Source organism: Reichenbachiella sp. (assembly GCF_039969095.1).
Classification (GTDB): Bacteria; Bacteroidota; Bacteroidia; order Cytophagales; family Cyclobacteriaceae; genus Reichenbachiella.
In genome coordinates, this window is the sequence record NZ_JBDVOL010000017.1 from 89918 (window position 1) to 107579 (window position 17662).

At 37.2% G+C, this 17662-nt stretch carries 16 protein-coding genes; 6 read left to right on the forward strand and 10 right to left on the reverse strand.

The annotated features are described in order from the left end of the window. Window positions 1-24: 24 nt before the first annotated feature. Window positions 25-1110, forward strand: a complete 1086-nt coding sequence (locus ABJH98_RS18570) for a hypothetical protein (protein WP_348309277.1) — start codon at window positions 25-27, stop codon at window positions 1108-1110. Between the two features lie 52 nt (window positions 1111-1162). Continuing rightward, the gene (locus tag ABJH98_RS18575) at window positions 1163-1768 is read left to right on the forward strand and encodes a hypothetical protein (protein ID WP_348309278.1); all 606 of its coding nucleotides are present in this window, start codon (window positions 1163-1165) and stop codon (window positions 1766-1768) included. Here the strand turns inward: ABJH98_RS18575 and rodA are convergent, their stop codons facing one another. From rodA to ABJH98_RS18620, 9 genes are all read right to left on the reverse strand, one after another. After that, window positions 1769-3034, reverse strand: coding sequence for a rod shape-determining protein RodA (gene rodA / locus ABJH98_RS18580; RefSeq protein WP_348309279.1), 1266 nt, complete (start codon window positions 3032-3034; stop codon window positions 1769-1771). It lies immediately after the preceding gene. Beyond that, the gene (locus ABJH98_RS18585; protein WP_348309280.1) at window positions 3031-4917 is read right to left on the reverse strand and encodes a penicillin-binding transpeptidase domain-containing protein; all 1887 of its coding nucleotides are present in this window, start codon (window positions 4915-4917) and stop codon (window positions 3031-3033) included. The genes rodA and ABJH98_RS18585 overlap by 4 nt, the downstream gene beginning before the upstream one ends. Window positions 4918-5006: 89 nt before the next feature. After that, window positions 5007-5522: a Rod shape-determining protein MreD gene (locus tag ABJH98_RS18590; RefSeq protein WP_348309281.1), complete on the reverse strand. Its 516-nt coding sequence runs from the start codon at window positions 5520-5522 to the stop codon at window positions 5007-5009. Beyond that, complete coding sequence (gene mreC, locus ABJH98_RS18595; protein ID WP_348309282.1) at window positions 5515-6330, reverse strand: rod shape-determining protein MreC; 816 nt, start codon at window positions 6328-6330, stop codon at window positions 5515-5517. Before mreC ends, ABJH98_RS18590 begins: the two co-directional genes overlap by 8 nt. A gap of 5 nt (window positions 6331-6335) precedes the next feature. After that, on the reverse strand, window positions 6336-7364 hold the full coding sequence (locus tag ABJH98_RS18600) for a rod shape-determining protein (RefSeq protein WP_348309283.1): 1029 nt from the start codon (window positions 7362-7364) through the stop codon (window positions 6336-6338). A 106-nt stretch (window positions 7365-7470) separates the two neighbouring features. Beyond that, window positions 7471-8997 carry a bifunctional phosphoribosylaminoimidazolecarboxamide formyltransferase/IMP cyclohydrolase gene (purH, locus tag ABJH98_RS18605; RefSeq protein ID WP_348309284.1) on the reverse strand — a complete coding sequence of 509 codons (1527 nt, stop codon included), beginning with the start codon at window positions 8995-8997 and terminating at the stop codon, window positions 7471-7473. A gap of 86 nt (window positions 8998-9083) precedes the next feature. After that, the gene (purN, locus tag ABJH98_RS18610; RefSeq protein ID WP_348309285.1) at window positions 9084-9656 is read right to left on the reverse strand and encodes a phosphoribosylglycinamide formyltransferase; all 573 of its coding nucleotides are present in this window, start codon (window positions 9654-9656) and stop codon (window positions 9084-9086) included. A gap of 7 nt (window positions 9657-9663) precedes the next feature. Beyond that, on the reverse strand, window positions 9664-10536 hold the full coding sequence (locus ABJH98_RS18615; RefSeq protein ID WP_348309286.1) for a geranylgeranylglycerol-phosphate geranylgeranyltransferase: 873 nt from the start codon (window positions 10534-10536) through the stop codon (window positions 9664-9666). A 9-nt stretch (window positions 10537-10545) separates the two neighbouring features. Then, the gene (locus ABJH98_RS18620) at window positions 10546-11247 is read right to left on the reverse strand and encodes a hypothetical protein (protein WP_348309287.1); all 702 of its coding nucleotides are present in this window, start codon (window positions 11245-11247) and stop codon (window positions 10546-10548) included. 234 nt (window positions 11248-11481) lie between these two features. Between ABJH98_RS18620 and ABJH98_RS18625 the strand changes: the two genes are divergently transcribed. Beyond that, the gene (locus tag ABJH98_RS18625; protein WP_348309288.1) at window positions 11482-12063 is read left to right on the forward strand and encodes an FISUMP domain-containing protein; all 582 of its coding nucleotides are present in this window, start codon (window positions 11482-11484) and stop codon (window positions 12061-12063) included. On the opposite strand, the gene hflX is transcribed toward ABJH98_RS18625, so the two are convergent. Further along, window positions 12060-13229 carry a GTPase HflX gene (gene hflX / locus ABJH98_RS18630; RefSeq protein ID WP_348309289.1) on the reverse strand — a complete coding sequence of 390 codons (1170 nt, stop codon included), beginning with the start codon at window positions 13227-13229 and terminating at the stop codon, window positions 12060-12062. The two genes, ABJH98_RS18625 and hflX, sit on opposite strands and share 4 nt — an antisense overlap. A 140-nt stretch (window positions 13230-13369) precedes the next feature. On the opposite strand from hflX, the gene ABJH98_RS18635 reads away from it, so the two are divergent. From ABJH98_RS18635 to ABJH98_RS18645, 3 genes are read left to right on the forward strand one after another with little or no spacing between them, the layout of a single operon-like run. Continuing rightward, window positions 13370-14488 carry a glycosyltransferase family 4 protein gene (locus tag ABJH98_RS18635; RefSeq protein WP_348309290.1) on the forward strand — a complete coding sequence of 373 codons (1119 nt, stop codon included), beginning with the start codon at window positions 13370-13372 and terminating at the stop codon, window positions 14486-14488. Window positions 14489-14541: 53 nt separating this feature from the next. Then, a complete protein-coding gene (locus tag ABJH98_RS18640; RefSeq protein ID WP_348309291.1) occupies window positions 14542-15318 on the forward strand; it encodes a polysaccharide biosynthesis/export family protein in 777 nt (258 codons plus the stop codon). A 3-nt stretch (window positions 15319-15321) separates the two neighbouring features. Then, complete coding sequence (locus ABJH98_RS18645; protein ID WP_348309292.1) at window positions 15322-17652, forward strand: polysaccharide biosynthesis tyrosine autokinase; 2331 nt, start codon at window positions 15322-15324, stop codon at window positions 17650-17652. The last annotated feature ends 10 nt before the right edge of the window (window positions 17653-17662 follow it).

Genomic DNA, 17662 nt, shown 5'->3' on the forward strand with positions numbered 1-17662 from the left:
AACTTAGCAAAAGAAGCAAATATTATGCACGGTAGCAAATTAAATCAAGAAGCCACAAACACCTATATCCAGTCTTATTCAGCCAAAATTGTCAAAGAATTTTTTAGCCAAAACGACTCCATTTCAGGTCAGCAAATTATATCTATAACACCTGTCAAGCAGGTCAATTTCTTTGTTCTCAAAGCACTATTTGATGAATGGCAGGAAGAGATAAAGAAATTCAAAAGTCCTTATTTTGACTATAAAAACGAGGATGTCAATCAAGCTCTTAAAGCTTTTATCAATACGCTTTCCAAAAATATTCAAATAAGCAAAGAGCACTTCTCTCCTCTTTTAGAAAAGGCGGTAATGGCTACATTAGAGCTGCTCTATGATCCGGCTTCTTATTTTACGCAAGAATTGTCTAAAACCACATCAGCAGATAAAAGTAAAGAACTAAAAAGTAGTAGCAAGTACATCAAAATACACAAGCCGCTCTTCGATGATTTGTTTAAAAAACTTGAACGAGGAGATGATTTGAATCACGCCATACAGGGTGCACTCACATCGTACACTAGCTCAAATCAAGAATTGGAGCAAACGGTTGAATTATTCAATTTGACCTTGCCACTGGATGTGGTAGATAAAAAAGCAGATGCGGAAGAGCTTCCTATGCCTGAGCCTCTTGATGAACTAGAAGAAATGGAGACCATATCGCCAGAAGAGTCGGCTTCACAAGAAGATATTAATGAAGAATTCAAACCTGTAGAGGAGGATTTGGAAGATGAAACTCACAATGTCAATCAACAATACAAAGAGGACATTAAAACGCTAAACCAACGCTACGAAGAAAAAGAAAAAGCCAAAACGGTTGCTACTGCTCTAGAATCAAAATCACTATCAACCCTTAAAAACAATATCAATATCAATCAACGCTACATGTTTGTCAATGACTTATTCGAAGGAAATGACAAGGACTATGAAGTTGCAATGAATGAAGTTGAAAATTGTGACTCATTTGATTCTTCCGTAGAGTTGTTGGTTCAGAATTATGCTAAAAAGTATACTTGGGATATGAATTCAGATGAGGTTAAGGAATTGCTCAAAGTAATTTTCAAAAGGTTTAGATAAAAACACGATAGGGGCTTAGCCATTATCATTGTTTCAATTGAAATGTGATCTTATGGTAAGCCTAAAGTATATTTTCTTTCTTGTCCTCATTGGCTGTTTAGCCAAACCTGAAAAAGTAGACGTCTACTCGATAATATCAAAAGCCAATTGCAAGGGGCCGTCAAGAGTGTATCATACTGAACTACATGCTACAGTTGATGGATATACCCGCTTTCATCAAAGCTACCCAAGCAGTGACCCTGATTACGATGCTGTTATTTATGGAGATAGTTTGGGTTTCACCTTAGCTGGGGATACAATTGAAAGGTGGACTGAGTCTAAAGAAATTTCTGTAGGAAAAAGCCACTCATTTCATATGATTGCATATAATCCTAAGCTAATTTTTAATTTTATCGATGGCCAATATTTGGATACAGCGGGTAATGAAGTGTTTTTCACATTTGACAAAAAGTCAAAACAAGTTCAAAGTTTTTTAATCACCAATCCTTATGACACTGAAGAAAGCATCCAGATCATATTCACCAAATGGGAAGACATAAATGGGATCGATCTTCCCATGCAAGTGCATATCATTCAAGGGGAAAAAGATGAATACTTTTTTGAATTCTATGAAGTAAAAATCAACGACGATTTGTTAATTAAAATCCCAGCTAGCTGATTATCGCATCAAAATCTGCATGCGATGAGAATCCAATTTGATCAGAATAAATAATAGAATGGTAAATGACCAAAGTGAAGACCCTCCGTAGCTAAAGAATGGCAATGGTATCCCAATGACTGGAAAAAATCCGATTGTCATAGCAATATTGACAGCAAAATGGAAAAAGAAAACACTCAGTACACCATAACCATAAATTCTCGCAAATTTTGACTTTTGTCTCTCTGCTATTGCAGAAATTCTAAATAGGAGTACGACAAAGAGTGAAATCAATACAAGACTACCAATCCACCCTTGCTCTTCACCTATCGTACAAAAAATAAAATCAGTACTTTGCTCAGGTACAAAATCAAATTTAGTTTGAGTGCCATCTAAAAATCCTTTGCCAAAAAATCCACCAGACCCAATCGCAATTTTAGATTGAGTCACATTCCAACCCGCACCCAGTGGGTCGGCATCAGGGTTGACTAAAGAAATTACTCTACTTCTCTGGTGAGGTTTGAGCACGTTAGTCATTAAAAAATCTACACTAATGACTGTAACAAACACCATGACTCCTAACACCACCGTAGCAATAATACGTTTTGGATGCTTGAATGATACACCTATCATAATCACACAGATCACAATCGTGGCAATAAAAAGAACCGTCTTGCTGACCAATAGCGTAAGAATGAATAATATGATAAAGGCAAAGCCAAGAATGAAATAAATCGGTGATATTCCTTCTCTAAAAAGTACGATCAAAAAAGAACTAAAAACCATAGCCGATCCGGCATCTCCTTGAAGGAGAATAAGTAACATAGGCACACCCATAATAGCCAATGCAATAAGTTGAGTTTTAATCTCTTCAAACTTGACATGAACGTCTCCCAAATATTTTGCTAAAGCTAATGCCGTGGCAAACTTAGCAAATTCTGCAGGCTGTAATCGAAAGCTACCAATTTGAAACCAGGACTTAGAACCTGCCACAACTGTCCCTGTTGTTAACACTGCTATTAAAAGCACAATGACTACTCCATATATGATGAACCCAGAATAATCGTAAAATTTGAAGTCCAGACTCATAACCCCAATGATGATAATCAGAGCCGTGCCTATCCACACTAATTGTTTTCCTGGATTATAAGCCAGTGAAATGAGGTCAGCTGCATTTTCCTCATCATAAACTGCGGCATATATGCTTGACCAACCTAACAGTACCATGACAAAGTACAAGCTAATAGTTGCCCAATCGACTCTATCTAATATACTCTCTCCTCTCATTCTACATTTTCATTTTGGAGTACATTATTATTATCCACCTTAACCGAATCAGCCAAAACTGGAGCCTTAGGTGCTTTCCTTTTTTTATCTTTGAAATCACCTACTAAAACATAATCTTCCAACCACTGACGATTATGAGATCCCTTTAAATAAGTTTCAATAAGTAAGCTAGCTGTAGAAGCCGCAGCTCTGCCTCCCCAGCCCGCATTTTCTACAAATACTGAAATGGCAATTTTTGGATCATCTTTAGGAGCGAACGCCATAAAAACGGAATGATCTTCTCCATGGGGGTTTTCTACCGTACCAGTTTTGCCGCAAATTTCTATATCTGGCACGATAGCTCTAGGTGCTGTTCCTCTCAACGCATCTGCCATCCCTTGGATAATCACAGGAAAGTGTTCTGCACTGATCCCAGTTTCAACCTTTTCTCTGAACTCGGGTAGTAAGTAGTTTGATTCTCCGATGGATTTCACAATATGAGGTTTATAATAATATCCTCTATTTGCCATAATTGCAGCCAAATTAGCCATTTGAATAGGATTCATTAATATTTCCCCTTGTCCAATACTTAAAGATGTCAAATTTGACACTTTCCACCTACCCGTACCATATACTCTGTTATAATAGTCCGGACCCGGCATAAACCCTGATTTTTCATTAGGTAGGTCAACACCCAAAGGAAGGCCTAAACCAAATCTTCCCACTTGTTCTTTCCAATTGGCAAGACCTAGAGGTGCTTGCTCGAATTGACTCATCTCGGGATGTTGATTTATGACTAGTCGGAAAACTCTAGCAAAGTAGTTGTTAGACGATAGCATGATTCCTTTACGCATATCATATAACCCTGGAGGTGCATGGTCTCCAATTAAAGAATGATCGCAATAAATTTTATCATTTGCACCAATCACTCCTTCCTCAAGAGCAATTAGCCCTTGTACAATTTTAAAAATCGACCCGGGAGGGTACATCGCCATCAATGGACGATTGAATAGTGGTTTTAAGCTATCTGTGGTCAACTGCTTAAAATTATCGCTGAAATTCCTTCCTGCTAAATGCGCAGGATCATAAGTAGGTGCTGATACGAATGTGAGTATTTCACCTGTTGCCGGCTCAATGGCTACTACACTACCTATTTTTCCTTCCATCAATTTTTCCGCGTAGGCCTGTAGACCCATATCAATACTTAGCGTTAAGTTTTCGCCTGGAATTGAGAGCGTATCTAATTCACCGTCTTTAAACGAGCCTTTTTCCACTCGCCGAACATTGACCATTTTATATTTGACTCCTCGTTTACCCCTTAGGTAATTTTCATAGGAAGACTCTAAGCCAGTAATACCCATATAATCACCACTCTTATAGTAGTTGGTGGTATCGCGATCAAGCTGGCGTTTGCTCACTTCACCTATGTAACCAAACACATTCGCCAAACTGTTGTACTTATAACCTCTAATCGTTCTTGCTTTTGGGTAAATTCCGTCAAAATCCACCAATTGATCTTGCACTTTGGCAAAGACCTGATTGGGCACCTGCTTGACAATGGTAGTTGGCTGAATAGAAGAATAGCGCCTTGCCTTTTGAAGGTTAGATAATAAATCTTCATAGTCGATACCTAACATCCCGCTAAGCATCAGCGTATCTTCGATGTACAACTCTTTTGGAACTGCGTCCAAATCGAAAATAGGTTCATTATAAACCAATAATTTTCCATTTCGGTCGAAGATCAGACCACGATATGGATATTCTGTCACAGTATGGATGATGTTACTCTCAGCAGCAGCCTTGTAGTTGTCATCCAGTACTTGAATAGAAAACAATTTGATCAAGAAAGCCGTCGCAACTAATACGATCGCTATCCTGACAATATATTTTCTATCTTCATTCATTATATTAGAATACGAGTTTCTCTATCAAAAAATTTAAGCAAAGTTCGATTGCTTTATTTAAACTTAATATTTCAATCCTCAGATACGTTCTATTTTACTTTTTTATAGAACAAATATTGAATGATCAATAGAATCACTAGTGTAAACACAGAACTATAAAATACTTTAGTCAATGTCTGCCAAAAGAGTCCAAAACCGGCTGCCTCTATAAATAGAAGAGCCAAAATATGAACGAATACTAGCGGAAATATAAAAGTTACAAACCATCCAAGGCCTTGTGTTCTCAAATTGATTTTTGGTCCAGAATCGTAGCCACCACTTGGTGTCATGACTTTTGACCAGTAGATTTTTACATACACCAGAAGCACGCTTGCCGCTGCATGAATTCCTAAAGTATTATAAAAGGAATCAATAATTATTCCCACGACAAATCCAACTAAGAGTTGCACGATAGGATTTGTATCCATGGGTAACATCAGAAATATGAGAATGTACCCGAAGCAAAAAGCACTATCAAATAGCACTAGATTTTTGAACAAGATCACTTGAGCAAGTATGAGCAATATGGCTCTGAAAAATCCCCCGAAAACATTAAACCTATTCATATTCGAGTTGTACTTTTAAAGAATCTATCTCTTCTTGACCTGTTAAATTCAGCAGATAAACATGTGTAAGCGTATAGAAATTTGTTGACAGCTTAACTTTCACCTCATAAAAAGTAGCATCATCTTCCAAATTCACTTCAGAAACTATCCCTATCACTTCATCTTCTGGATAAATTGAATTAAAGCCCGATGTGCTTATCAAATCACCTGGTGCTATAGATATATGTCTAGGCAGAAATTCTAGGTCTGCATAAAGAGGATCTTCTCCTTTCCAAACAATTGAGCACAATGTCCCAGTAGACATATGCTGCGCCGAAATCATAGACTTGCCATGTAAAACTGAAATGACAGTTGAGTAATTTTTAGAGACATTTAGTACTTGTCCTACTATCCCATCCGGGCCTACCACGCCCATACCACTTCTAATTCCATGATCTGAGCCTTTGTTTAGGGTCAAATAATTATTTCTATAAAAAAGAGAATTGTCAATGACCTTGGCTTTTATGCCCAAATGACTTGAATCAAGCAGAAAACTGGCCATGTAAATTGAATCCGACAAATCGAGTAACTGCTGACGCAGTTTTGCATTCTCTTCAGCCAATTTATTATTCTGATCGGCTAAATTGAAATAATCCCCAACTTGATCTGAGGTCGATGTGATAGAAGCGACTAATCTATTGGCTGATGTGAAGTACTTTGCCCCTTGATAATTGTTGGAATTGACAATAATCCAAAAACAGATTCCTTCCAGCACTACCAACAGGATGAAAGTTCTATACTTATATAGAAACTGGAAGAGTCGTTCCATTTATTTTACTGCATTAACACGGCACGGTAGCGCTCTAATTCTTTCAATGCTTTTCCTGTTCCACGTACCACAGCCTTTAGTGGATCTTCGGCTATATGAATTGGCAATTTAGTCTTCATGCCTAGCCTCTTGTCTAGCCCACGAAGCAAGGCACCACCACCTGTGAGGTATATACCGTTATCATAAATATCTGCTGACAATTCAGGAGGAGCAATCTCCAAGGCTTTGAGAACTGCTTCCTCAATTTTTGAAACTGATTTATCAATTGCAAAAGCTACCTCCGAGTAAGAAAGTTTTATGACTTTAGGAATACCTGTCATTAAGTCCCTACCTCTAATATCAAAATCTTCAGGGCCTTCGTCCAATTCCGTCAAAGCCGAACCTACTTGAATTTTCACTTTTTCAGCTGTTCTTTCTCCAATCAACAAATTGTGCTGTCTTCTCATGTAATCGAGAATGTCTTTGTTGAAGGCATCTCCAGCTACGCGGATAGATTGATCACATACAATTCCAGAAAGCGCAATTACTGCGATTTCAGTAGTACCACCTCCAATATCTACAATCATGCTACCATCTGGTCGCTCAATATCGATTCCAATACCGATAGCGGCTGCTATAGGCTCATGAATCATAAAAACTTCTTTGGCTCCAGCATGCTCTGCTGAATCTCGAACGGCTCTTTTTTCCACTTCAGTAATACCTGAAGGAATACAAATGATCATACGATGAGAAGCTGGGAATAATCTCTTCTTATCTTTATCAATCATTTTGATCATGCCGCGAATCATAGATTCAGCAGCCTGAAAATCAGCGATCACTCCATCTTTGAGAGGTCGAATGGTTTTGATGCTTTCATGCGTTTTTTCATGCATTTGCATGGCTTCTGCTCCTATGGCAAGCACCTTGTTTTTGGCCTTATCTATAGCGATGATGGAGGGCTCATCCACCACTACTTCTCCTTTGCTTATGATCAAGGTATTAGCCGTTCCTAAATCAATCGCAATATCACTCGAGAAAAAATCAAATATTCCCATAACTTCGTTTACTCAAAAATATTTTTGCTGATCAAAAGATCACAAATTACGCACAAAAAATCAGGTAATCAATACTAACATCGATAGATATTAGGTAATTGAATACTTAGTGTTTGAAATGACGAGTGCCAGTCATGACCATAGCCATATCTACTTCGTCACAATAATCTATTGAAAGCTGATCCTTAATAGACCCACCAGGCTGAATAACGGCTGCAATTCCAGCTTTATTGGCTATTTCCACACAGTCAGGAAAAGGGAAAAAAGCATCCGAAGCCATTACCGCACCATTTAAATCCATACCAAAACTTTCTGCCTTCTCGATCGCTTGATTTAAGGCATCCACTCTGCTGGTTTGGCCTGTTCCGCTAGACAACATCATGTCGTTGTTAGTGAAAACAATCGTGTTTGATTTGGTATGTTTACAAATTTTTGAAGCGAAAAGCATTGCTTCCACTTGCTCGCTAGTTGGTTCTTTTTTGGTGACTGTTGTCAAGTCTTCCTTTACATCAGTTTTCAAATCAGCATCTTGAACTATCACTCCATTCAAAAGTGATTTGAATTGAACTGGATTAGGTGCCAAGTCTTTGATTCTAAGAACAATTCTGTTTTTCTTGGATTTTAAAAGTTTTACTGCTTCTTCGTCATATTCAGGAGCAATCAGCACTTCGCAAAACAATTTATTGATTTCTTCGGCAGCTGCTAAGTCAACTTTCTTATTGGTAATCAATACTCCACCAAAAGCCGATACATTGTCCGAAGATAAGGCTTTCAAATAGGCGTCTTTCACATCCTTACCTTTGGCTACACCGCAAGCATTGGTATGCTTGATGATTGCAAACGCTGTTTCCCCTTCAAATTCTCTGATTAGAGAAACTGCTGCATCTACATCTACCAAATTGTTGTATGAAAGCTCTTTGCCATTGAGCTGATCGAAAAGAGCTGTGAGATCTCCGAAAAAACTACCATTTTGATGAGGGTTCTCACCGTATCTCAGTGATTGCGCCTGTCTCACACTTTGCTTAAAAGATGGCTCTTCTTGTTCCTTGTTGAAATAGTTGAAAATAGCTGAATCATAATGAGAAGAAATATCGAATGCCTTACAAGCAAAAGATTTCCTTTGCTCAAGAGATGTTTCACAGTTTTGTGAATCCAACATTCCTTGTACATCATCGTATTGCTCCATAGAAGAAACAATGAGTACATCGTTGAAGTTTTTGGCGGCTCCTCTTATTAGAGAAATACCTCCAATGTCAATTTTTTCTATGATATCCTCTTCACTTGCTCCAGATGCAACTGTAGCCTCGAATGGATATAGGTCAACTATCACAAGATCAATATCTGGGATATTGTGAGCTGCTTTCTCTTTTTGATCACTTGTGTTGTCTCTTCGGTTTAGAATACCTCCGAAAATGGCAGGGTGTAGGGTCTTAACACGACCTGAGAAAATAGAAGGGTAAGCGGTCAAATCCTCCACAGGGGTAACCGTGATGCCCATATCCTCAATAAATTTTTGCGTTCCACCAGTAGAATAGATAGTTACGTCATTGGCGTCTAGTACTTTGACAATGTTGTCCAAGTTGTCTTTGTGAAAGACAGAAATAAGTGCTGATTTAATTTTTTTTGATCCCATTTTCCCCTTTTAAAAAATAAGGGGCAAAAGTACTTATTTATTTAGCAGAAGTGGAGAAATACGTCAAAGTTTTACCCTCAATCGGGCTAAATTTTGGAAAGGTATTCCTCGATGGTTTTAGGAAAGTACTCGTATTCCAATTCATGGATTTTTTCTGCTACCAGATCTGGGGTATCGGTCGCTGAAACTTCGCATTTTTCCTGGCGAAGTATAGCTCCATTGTCATAAATCTCATCAACCAAATGAATGGTGATACCTGATTCCTTTTCTTTATTGGCAACTACGGCCTCATGCACATTTGAGCCATACATTCCTTTGCCTCCATATTTTGGAAGTAATGCCGGATGAATATTGATAATTCTGTCTGGATAAGCAGTTATCAAATTTTCGGGGATAAGCCATAAAAAACCAGCCAAGATTACCAAATCAATATTTCTTGACTTAAGTAATTCAACAATTTCATTGGTCTTATAAAAAGCATCACGATCAAAAATCTTAGAATCCACTCCTAGTTTTTTTGCCCGCTCCAGCACGTAGGCTTTTGGCTTGTTTGTTAATATTAGATCAATTGAAACTTCTGTCTCCTTACTATGAAAATAATTAGTGATCTGTTCAGCATTAGAGCCGCTACCTGAAGCAAAAATTGCGAGCCTTTTCATTACTTGGTCAAAATTTTAGAATGGCCATACTTAAAATGCCTGCAATGATAATCCATTTGCAGTAGCTACTCAGATATGAAAAATGTTTTTTCGTGTCTGCCATAACTAACAAGTATAAAAAATGCATAAATGGGATGCTAAGTATTCCGAAGTAATACAGCAGATATTGATTCTGAACTTTGAGCAAGAAAATCACCAAACTAGCTATAAATGGAGCAATTATTGCGAACAGCATGATTTTGGTTTTTCTCATTCCAAAAACCACTGGCAGGGTCATGCCGCCATAATTGGCATCGCCTTCTACGTCTTCAATATCTTTAATTATTTCTCTGATCAAAGTAATACCAAAGGCAAATAGGGCATACACCATGGTCAACAGATCTAAAGTCTGATAATATACCAAAAGCACCAATAATGTGCATGCAGTCAAAAGAGCTACTACAAAATTACCCACAAATGGAAGGCGTTTGAGTTGGTTAGAATACCACCAAAGTAAAAAGGCACAAATTAAGTTAATCACTCCAATCCAAAGCGAAACCAGTGCGCCCAGCAGAATCCCGATAGCATTCAGGGTAGTATGAGCAATCATGACAGGGCGTCTTTTTATCGTATTGCCCACAATCACTCGATCTGGCTTATTGATCAAGTCTATTTTAATATCGTAATAATCGTTGATGTAGTATCCGGCAGCTGCTATTATTACTGTACTTAATGCCAGAATGAAAAACCGAATGTCACCCAAAACAAACCACACTGATTTTTCAGCGTTCAGCAAGAAAAAAGCACCTGCATATTGGGTGATAAAAATAATGATCAAATTGTTGAACCGGCTCAGTTTAAGGGCATCCATGAGCAACTGAATGTGGGATCTTCTGCGCATGGTACAAAGCTACATGCTTTCCCACTTTTCCCTAAGGACAGCCAGTGTAAAAGGTTTTTTGTCTAATGCAGTGGTGTCTGTACCTATTTCCACAGAATTTGCTTTCCACGCATCATGAAATTTTGACAATTTTAGGCTTTGTAAATTGATTCCGTTTTGCATCATATTGTATGCAATTAAGATTAAATCTTCTCGTTTGATTGAATCTCCATAAAAGATGGCATTGGAAGCAAAATCATCAAAATCATCCTCCGCTGGGCGTTCATGAATATAAAACCCCAAATTTCGCAGTTGATATACACGGTCTTTATCCTTTTCTTTCTTGTAATACCTAATTACGACATCAGTTCTGGAAATCCTACCTCTAGTATTTTCTCTTTTGGCGTAATACTCTTCTACCATATTTGAAAAGAAATCTGTATCACTAATAACCAATGGTTCCTCTGTCATTAATTCCTTTTGAAGAATGGTATCAGAGGGTACCATGGTAGAGTCAACTTTTTGTGCCCTTGGCTCACTAATTTTTGCTACTGGCCTTTTTTTGGAGGGCCTTTTAGTATGTAGTTTTTTATTTTTCTTGTCAATATTTCTTATTTCAATCTGATGATAGTGCGCACCGATCAACTCAGTCAAATGAATAATAAAAATGCTGGTGAGTATAGCAAATAGATAAATTATCGGTAAATAAGAAGAAATATTCCTCTGAGTCATTTCATGTTAGATTTATTCCTAAATATAGATTATTTAGATTAAAAATATATATAACTTCCTCATTAGCAGATAATTCCATTTGGTGTGGATATTTGTTAAATTTAATATAATGTTTAAGAATTGCAAAATGAGGTCGAGTCGTAGAAATTTTATATTTTTGGTCGGATATAGCCAACTTTTATACTATTTTCAAAATATATTACGAATCCTCGATTAAACCTTAATAGATCGAACATGAAAAGAATCTTTACTCTACTTACCATTTTTTCACTGACTTACGGAGCTTTTGCTCAGGAGATGGGCACCATGACGGACCCTAGAGATGGAAAAACTTACAAAACAGCAAAATTGAAAATTGAGCTAGAAGGAGGCATTTTCATAGAAAGAGAATGGATGGCCGAAAACTTGAATTTCGAAACTGAGGGTTCGGTATGTTATAAAAATTATCCCGCTTACTGTGAGAAATTTGGAAGACTATATAACTGGGTTGATGCTAAATTGACTTGTCCTGAAGGCTGGCACCTTTCTACTCAACTTGAGTGGCAAGAGCTTATGCTCAATTACGGAGGATATAAAACTGCAGGAAAAGCACTAAAAGTAGGTGGCCAAAGCAATTTGAATATCTTAATGGGAGGCTTTTCAAATGTTGAAGGGCAATTTAGCGACATTGGGAAAACAGCCCATCTTTGGGATGCTGAGCTTGGCAATAAAAAGACAGCTGGTTTGATTTCATTATATGCCGACTACGATGAGATCGCCCATGATGTGATTAGCGCACGAAACATGAACAGTTGTCGATGCGTGAAGGATTACTAATAGTACTCTGGCGCTAAATAATTAGGATAAATTTTCATGTGGTGGTTTTTGACTTTCTCAAAAATCACCTTTCTAAATTCTGCTGTATTTGTTTTTTTGACAGCTGAGATGAAAATGTTCGTCTTGTTTTTTGCTGTAGTATCAATTCCTGCAACAAAATCAAAGTCCTCTTCTTCGTCAGGCGATGTCAGCTGATCAATTTTGTTATAAACTACGATCATTTCTTTATCAGCAGCACCTAATTCTTGTAGCGTATCATTTACCACTTGCATATGCTCTTCAAAAGAAGGGTGTGAAATATCGACAACATGCAAGAGAATATCAGCTTCTCTGACTTCGTCCAAAGTAGATTTGAATGACTCTATTAGATTATGAGGGAGTTTTCTAATAAATCCAACAGTATCAGACAATAGAAAAGGAATCGTATTGATGACCACTTTTCTAACTGTCGAATCAACAGTGGCAAAAAGTTCGTTTTTTGCATAAATATCTCCTTTTGAAAGCATGTTCATGATTGTAGATTTACCAACATTGGTATATCCTACCAAGGCTACTCTGACTACATTAGATCTAGATTTTCTTCTGGTTTCGCCCTGCTTGTCAATTTTTGCAAGTTTTTTCTTCAATACAGAAATTTGATCACGAATCATTCTTCTATCTGTCTCAATTTCTTTTTCACCAGCACCCCCTCGAGTCCCTGTACCCCCTCGCTGCCTTTCAAGGTGAGTCCACATACGGGTCAGTCTTGGCATGAGGTATTGATATCTCGCAAGTTCTACTTGGGTTTTTGCTTGAGAAGTCTGTGCCCTTTTCAAGAAAATATCTAGAATGAGTAAACTACGATCATAAATCTTGATCTCTAGTTCCTTTTCCAAATTCCTTAGTTGCGAAGGAGACAAATCATCATCAAAAATTACTACGTCTATCTCTTGATCCTTGACATAAGTGATGATTTCTTCCAGCTTACCCTTTCCTACAAAACTCCTTTTATCAGGCTTATCAAGGTTTTGAACAAACGATTTCTTCGTTTGAATTCCTAAAGTCTCAGCGAGAAATTCAAGCTCATCCAAGTACTCTTCAGTTTTTTCTACCGACTGCCGACTTGGAGAAAGAGCCACCAATACTGCTTTCTCTACTTCCTTCTTGGTTTCGTAATAGTCTCCCATTTCATGCGATTTTTTGCAAAATTGTTCAATTATTGGGATATCCATCCAGTAAAACCGAATATTCATCGATCAATAGCCCTGATAATCTGTCTCCTAAATATATTTGGCTTCTAAAGAATTTTTTGCCTTAGAAATAGCACATGACAATAGCCGTAACGGTCAATACTTCCTGGAACATCTATAATTTTAGAATGGGCTTAATTCGCGCACTTTTGAAGCAAGGAAATAAAATCATAGCTATAGCTCCTCAAGATGACTATTCAAAAAATTTAGTAGAAGATGGGTGTCAATTTGTACCCATAGTTATGGACAATACAGGATCAAATCCATTCAAAGATTACTCATTGTACAGACAGCTAAAAAGAATTTACAAAGACCAAAAACCTGATATTGTCTTCCATTATACAGTAAAACCAAACATTTATGGAACATTGGCTGCATATGAACTAAAAATACCTGTAATAAATAATGTAAGCGGTCTAGGCACCGTATTCCTTAACAAAGGCATCGCTTCTTTCGTAGCAAAGAAACTTTACCAAAAAGCCTTCTCACATGCCGAATTGGTGTTTTTCCAGAATTCAGATGACCATCAATTGTTTCTGATGGAAATACCTCTACCAAATCTCCAAACTGATTTACTTCCAGGATCTGGAATTAATTTATCGGAATTCTCTGTTAGCCCAATCATAGGTGAAGAAAAAGTGTTTTTAATGATCGCAAGACTCATCAAAGACAAAGGAGTTTTAGAATATCTAGAAGCAGCTGAATTAACACTAAAAAAATATCCAAAATCAAAATTCCAACTTTTAGGAAAATTAGACCCAAACCATGCCAGAGGAATTCCAGAAAGCATAATATCTGAAGCTCATAACAACAGTATTGTGAAATACTTAGGAGAAACAGACGACGTAAAACCTTATATAGAGAAAGCCACATGCGTGGTTTTGCCGTCCTATCGCGAAGGCACTCCACGCACCTTACTAGAAGCCGCTGCAATAGGTCGGCCAATAATAACTACTAATGTAGCTGGATGTAAGGAAGTAGTGTCAGAAGGAGAAACTGGTCTGTTGTGCGAAGAAAGAAACGCATTGGACTTGTCTGAAAAAATAAACACAATTTGTGAAATGCCTCAGAAAGAGCTTTCTGTAATGGGTAAGAATGGAAGACAGCTTATAGAAAGTAAATTTGATGAGCAAATTGTTATCAATCAATATTTAAAACATCTTTCAAATATTATGAATCAATTACAGGCTGAATAAATTTGTTCTGTTTTATATTACGAATTGAATGGATTTATCCAAAACAACACAGTGTGAAAAGGTTTAACGCTCTTATTTTTCCAATTGTCCTTCTCATTTTTCTCGTTAGCTGTAAAGCATACAAGCAAGATGTAATGCTTAAATTGGATGATGATTTTACTGAACAGGACTTAAATAAAGCCATAGAGATGGCCGAGAGGAATTATGTCATCCAAGTAGATGACATGCTGTCTTTAGATGTGTTTACTAATGATGGGGAAAGAATAGTAGACCCTAACAATGAACTTCAACAAAATATGCAGGGCATTCAAAATAGGCCTGACTTTGATTATTTGGTAAAAACTGATGGTACGATAAAATTTCCTATTGTAGGCCAAGTAAAAGTAGATAGCCTGACACTCGATCAAGCTGAACTCATGCTTCAAAAAAAGTTTGATGAATTCTACAAACAATCATTTGTGAAATTACAGTTTAATAACAAACGTGTAGTAGTGCTGGGAGCTGTGCCATCTGGTGGGCAAGTGGTTCCATTAGTCAATGAAAATGTCTCCCTGTTAGAAGTTCTTGCGCTTTCTGGAGGATTAGACATGGGGTCAAAAGCTCAAAATATAAAAGTCGTACGTGGCAATTTATCGAGCCCAGAGGTATATCAAATAGATTTGTCCACAGTATCAGGCATGAAGCAATCCATGTTGGATATTGAGCCAGGGGATATTATTTATATTGAACCTTGGAGACAACCAATGATTGAGGCTACAAAAGATTTCGCGCCTATATTAAGCCTGATTAGTAGCACTTTAGCACTCGTTCTAGTATTACAAAATTTATAATCATTGAATCCTAGAAACGTACATATTCCACAAGATTTACATAATCAGCATTCTCCTGAAACCGAAGGTGCATTTGACAATTTTGATTTTGAAAAGTTTCGACAAGTTTTTGTCTCCGGTTGGCCCTGGGTCCTCGGGATCATGATCTTGTCCATGAGTTTGTCCTTCCTATATATTAGATATACTAAACCCATTTACAGTGCTGAATCCATTCTAAAACTCGACATCAAAAACGACGCTAATTTATTGGGTCTTCAAAATCCACTTGAAAAGGATATAAAAGGAATTGCAGGCGAAATAGAAATTCTGAGATCCAGACTATTTTTTAACAAAGTTGTAGATGCGGTTGGTATAAATGTATCTTATTTCCATCCAGGTAGAAGCCATCTAGTTGATGAACGGTATGGTAATTCGCCTTTTGAAGTGAATTACGAACTAAAAAACTTAGGTCTCCTAGATCAACATTTTGATATTGAAATCTTAAATGATACTGAATTCAATATTTCATGTGCTAAACTAGGAGGTTCAATTGGGGGAACGCAGCAATTTGGCATTCCCATAATCACAAAGGATTTCAATTTTACAGTTGAGAAAACCAGTTACTTTCAAGCTCAAAAAGACCTAGTTGATTTTTATTTTATAATAAATAGCAAGGCATCCTTAATCAATTACCTTCAATCGCATGTGACTGTTGAACCAGTTAATTTCAATGCCAACACCATCAAAATTTCCCTCGCTGACTTCAACCAATCAAAAGCCAGAAATTTACTTGAAGCTATCGATACTATATATTTAGAATTTACCAAAGATGCCAAAAATCAAGCCGTCGAACAGAAAATCAAATTTCTCGAGACGCAAATGGAAAAGACATCGAAAGAGTTAGTAGAATATGAAGAATACTTTGAGAAGTTCACCATTAAAAATAGGACGACTGATCTATCTAGTGACCTTACCAAAACTATTGCCTTGCTAAACGAATTAGATTCTCAAAGATATAAGTTGCGTGAGCATTTGGCAGAAGTTGATCTGGTTGGTGAAAATTTTAGAAATGATCAACCTGTCAGTATTTTCAGAATGCCAGCACTTATTACCGAACTAGTCAATAATTACAATAATTTGGTCAATGATCGAAATTTAAAACTCAATTCTTACAATGAAAATACACAAGTCATAAAGCGTATTGATCAGCAAATTGAAATCGCTAAAAACTCTGCCAACTCAAGGCTATTGGCTTACAAAAACAACTTGATTCAGGATTTAGAAGAGATAAACAAAAAGAGAAATTTACTTGAAAATAATTTTGTTGAATTACCTTCAATGGGAACTTCATACAATAAAAATAGAAGACTCTATGCCCTTCAAGAAGAGTTTTATTTTTCCCTCATTCAAAGTAAAATAGAATTAGAAATTGCTCGCGCAGGAACCGTCACCAACTTTGTGATTCTATCGCCGGCTTCAGTTTCTAATATTCCCATACACCCAAAAGGCTTTTTGATTTATGGATTAGGGTTCGTGGCAGGGCTCATGTTGAGTATTATTTTCGTGGCCATTCAATTTTTGTTACATGATAAAATTACCAGTCAAAAAGAATTGGAGAAAATCATGCACGCACCAATTCTGGGACTAATTCCCAACTACAAACAAGGAAAACTAGCAAACTCCAAGCTGATAGTAACCGACAACCCAAAGTCATCAATTAGTGAATCCTTACGGTCTATTCGGACTAATATGGAATTTATGGCTACCACAGGAAAAAATCAGCTTATTTCTGTGACTTCAACCGTCAGTGGAGAAGGTAAAACATTTATAGCAGTCAACTTGGGAGCTGTATTCGCTTATGCAGGTCAGAAAGTAGTGATTGTAGATTTGGATATGCGAAAACCTAAAGTACATATTGCATTTGAGTCTGAAAAAGTTCAAAAAGGAATGAGCACCATTCTAATAGGAAAAGAAAAAGTAGAGGATTGTATTCAAGAATCAGAATTGGAAAACTTGCATTTTATTTCTGCAGGGCCTATGCCACCAAACCCTTCTGAACTGCTTCTCAGCCCTAGGTTTGATGAATTTTTAGATACTCTAAAAAAATCTTATGATGTGATCTTTTTAGATTCGCCGCCTGTAGGTCTAGTCACCGATGGCATTTTGGTGATGAAAAAATCCGACCTCCCGATTTACGTGGTAAGAGCGGATTATTCGAAGCGGTCTTATCTCAAGTCTGTCCATAGCCTCATTTCTAATAACAAATTTGAGCACTTGTCAGTAATACTGAATGGCGTAAAATCTGGCAAAGGATCTTACGGTTATGGTTATGGGTATGGCTATTATGAAGATTAAACCCATATTG

What these genes read in the sequence shown, in the direction of transcription:
- ABJH98_RS18570 (WP_348309277.1), top strand. Translation starts at nt 25, where the DNA reads ATGCACGGTAGCAAATTAAATCAAGAAGCCACAAACACCTATATCCAG.
- ABJH98_RS18575 (WP_348309278.1), top strand. Translation starts at nt 1,163, where the DNA reads ATGGTAAGCCTAAAGTATATTTTCTTTCTTGTCCTCATTGGCTGTTTA.
- rodA (WP_348309279.1), bottom strand. Translation starts at nt 3,034, where the DNA reads ATGAGAGGAGAGAGTATATTAGATAGAGTCGATTGGGCAACTATTAGC.
- ABJH98_RS18585 (WP_348309280.1), bottom strand. Translation starts at nt 4,917, where the DNA reads ATGAATGAAGATAGAAAATATATTGTCAGGATAGCGATCGTATTAGTT.
- ABJH98_RS18590 (WP_348309281.1), bottom strand. Translation starts at nt 5,522, where the DNA reads ATGAATAGGTTTAATGTTTTCGGGGGATTTTTCAGAGCCATATTGCTC.
- mreC (WP_348309282.1), bottom strand. Translation starts at nt 6,330, where the DNA reads ATGGAACGACTCTTCCAGTTTCTATATAAGTATAGAACTTTCATCCTG.
- ABJH98_RS18600 (WP_348309283.1), bottom strand. Translation starts at nt 7,364, where the DNA reads ATGGGAATATTTGATTTTTTCTCGAGTGATATTGCGATTGATTTAGGA.
- purH (WP_348309284.1), bottom strand. Translation starts at nt 8,997, where the DNA reads ATGGGATCAAAAAAAATTAAATCAGCACTTATTTCTGTCTTTCACAAA.
- purN (WP_348309285.1), bottom strand. Translation starts at nt 9,656, where the DNA reads ATGAAAAGGCTCGCAATTTTTGCTTCAGGTAGCGGCTCTAATGCTGAA.
- ABJH98_RS18615 (WP_348309286.1), bottom strand. Translation starts at nt 10,536, where the DNA reads ATGCGCAGAAGATCCCACATTCAGTTGCTCATGGATGCCCTTAAACTG.
- ABJH98_RS18620 (WP_348309287.1), bottom strand. Translation starts at nt 11,247, where the DNA reads ATGACTCAGAGGAATATTTCTTCTTATTTACCGATAATTTATCTATTT.
- ABJH98_RS18625 (WP_348309288.1), top strand. Translation starts at nt 11,482, where the DNA reads ATGAAAAGAATCTTTACTCTACTTACCATTTTTTCACTGACTTACGGA.
- hflX (WP_348309289.1), bottom strand. Translation starts at nt 13,229, where the DNA reads ATGGGAGACTATTACGAAACCAAGAAGGAAGTAGAGAAAGCAGTATTG.
- ABJH98_RS18635 (WP_348309290.1), top strand. Translation starts at nt 13,370, where the DNA reads ATGACAATAGCCGTAACGGTCAATACTTCCTGGAACATCTATAATTTT.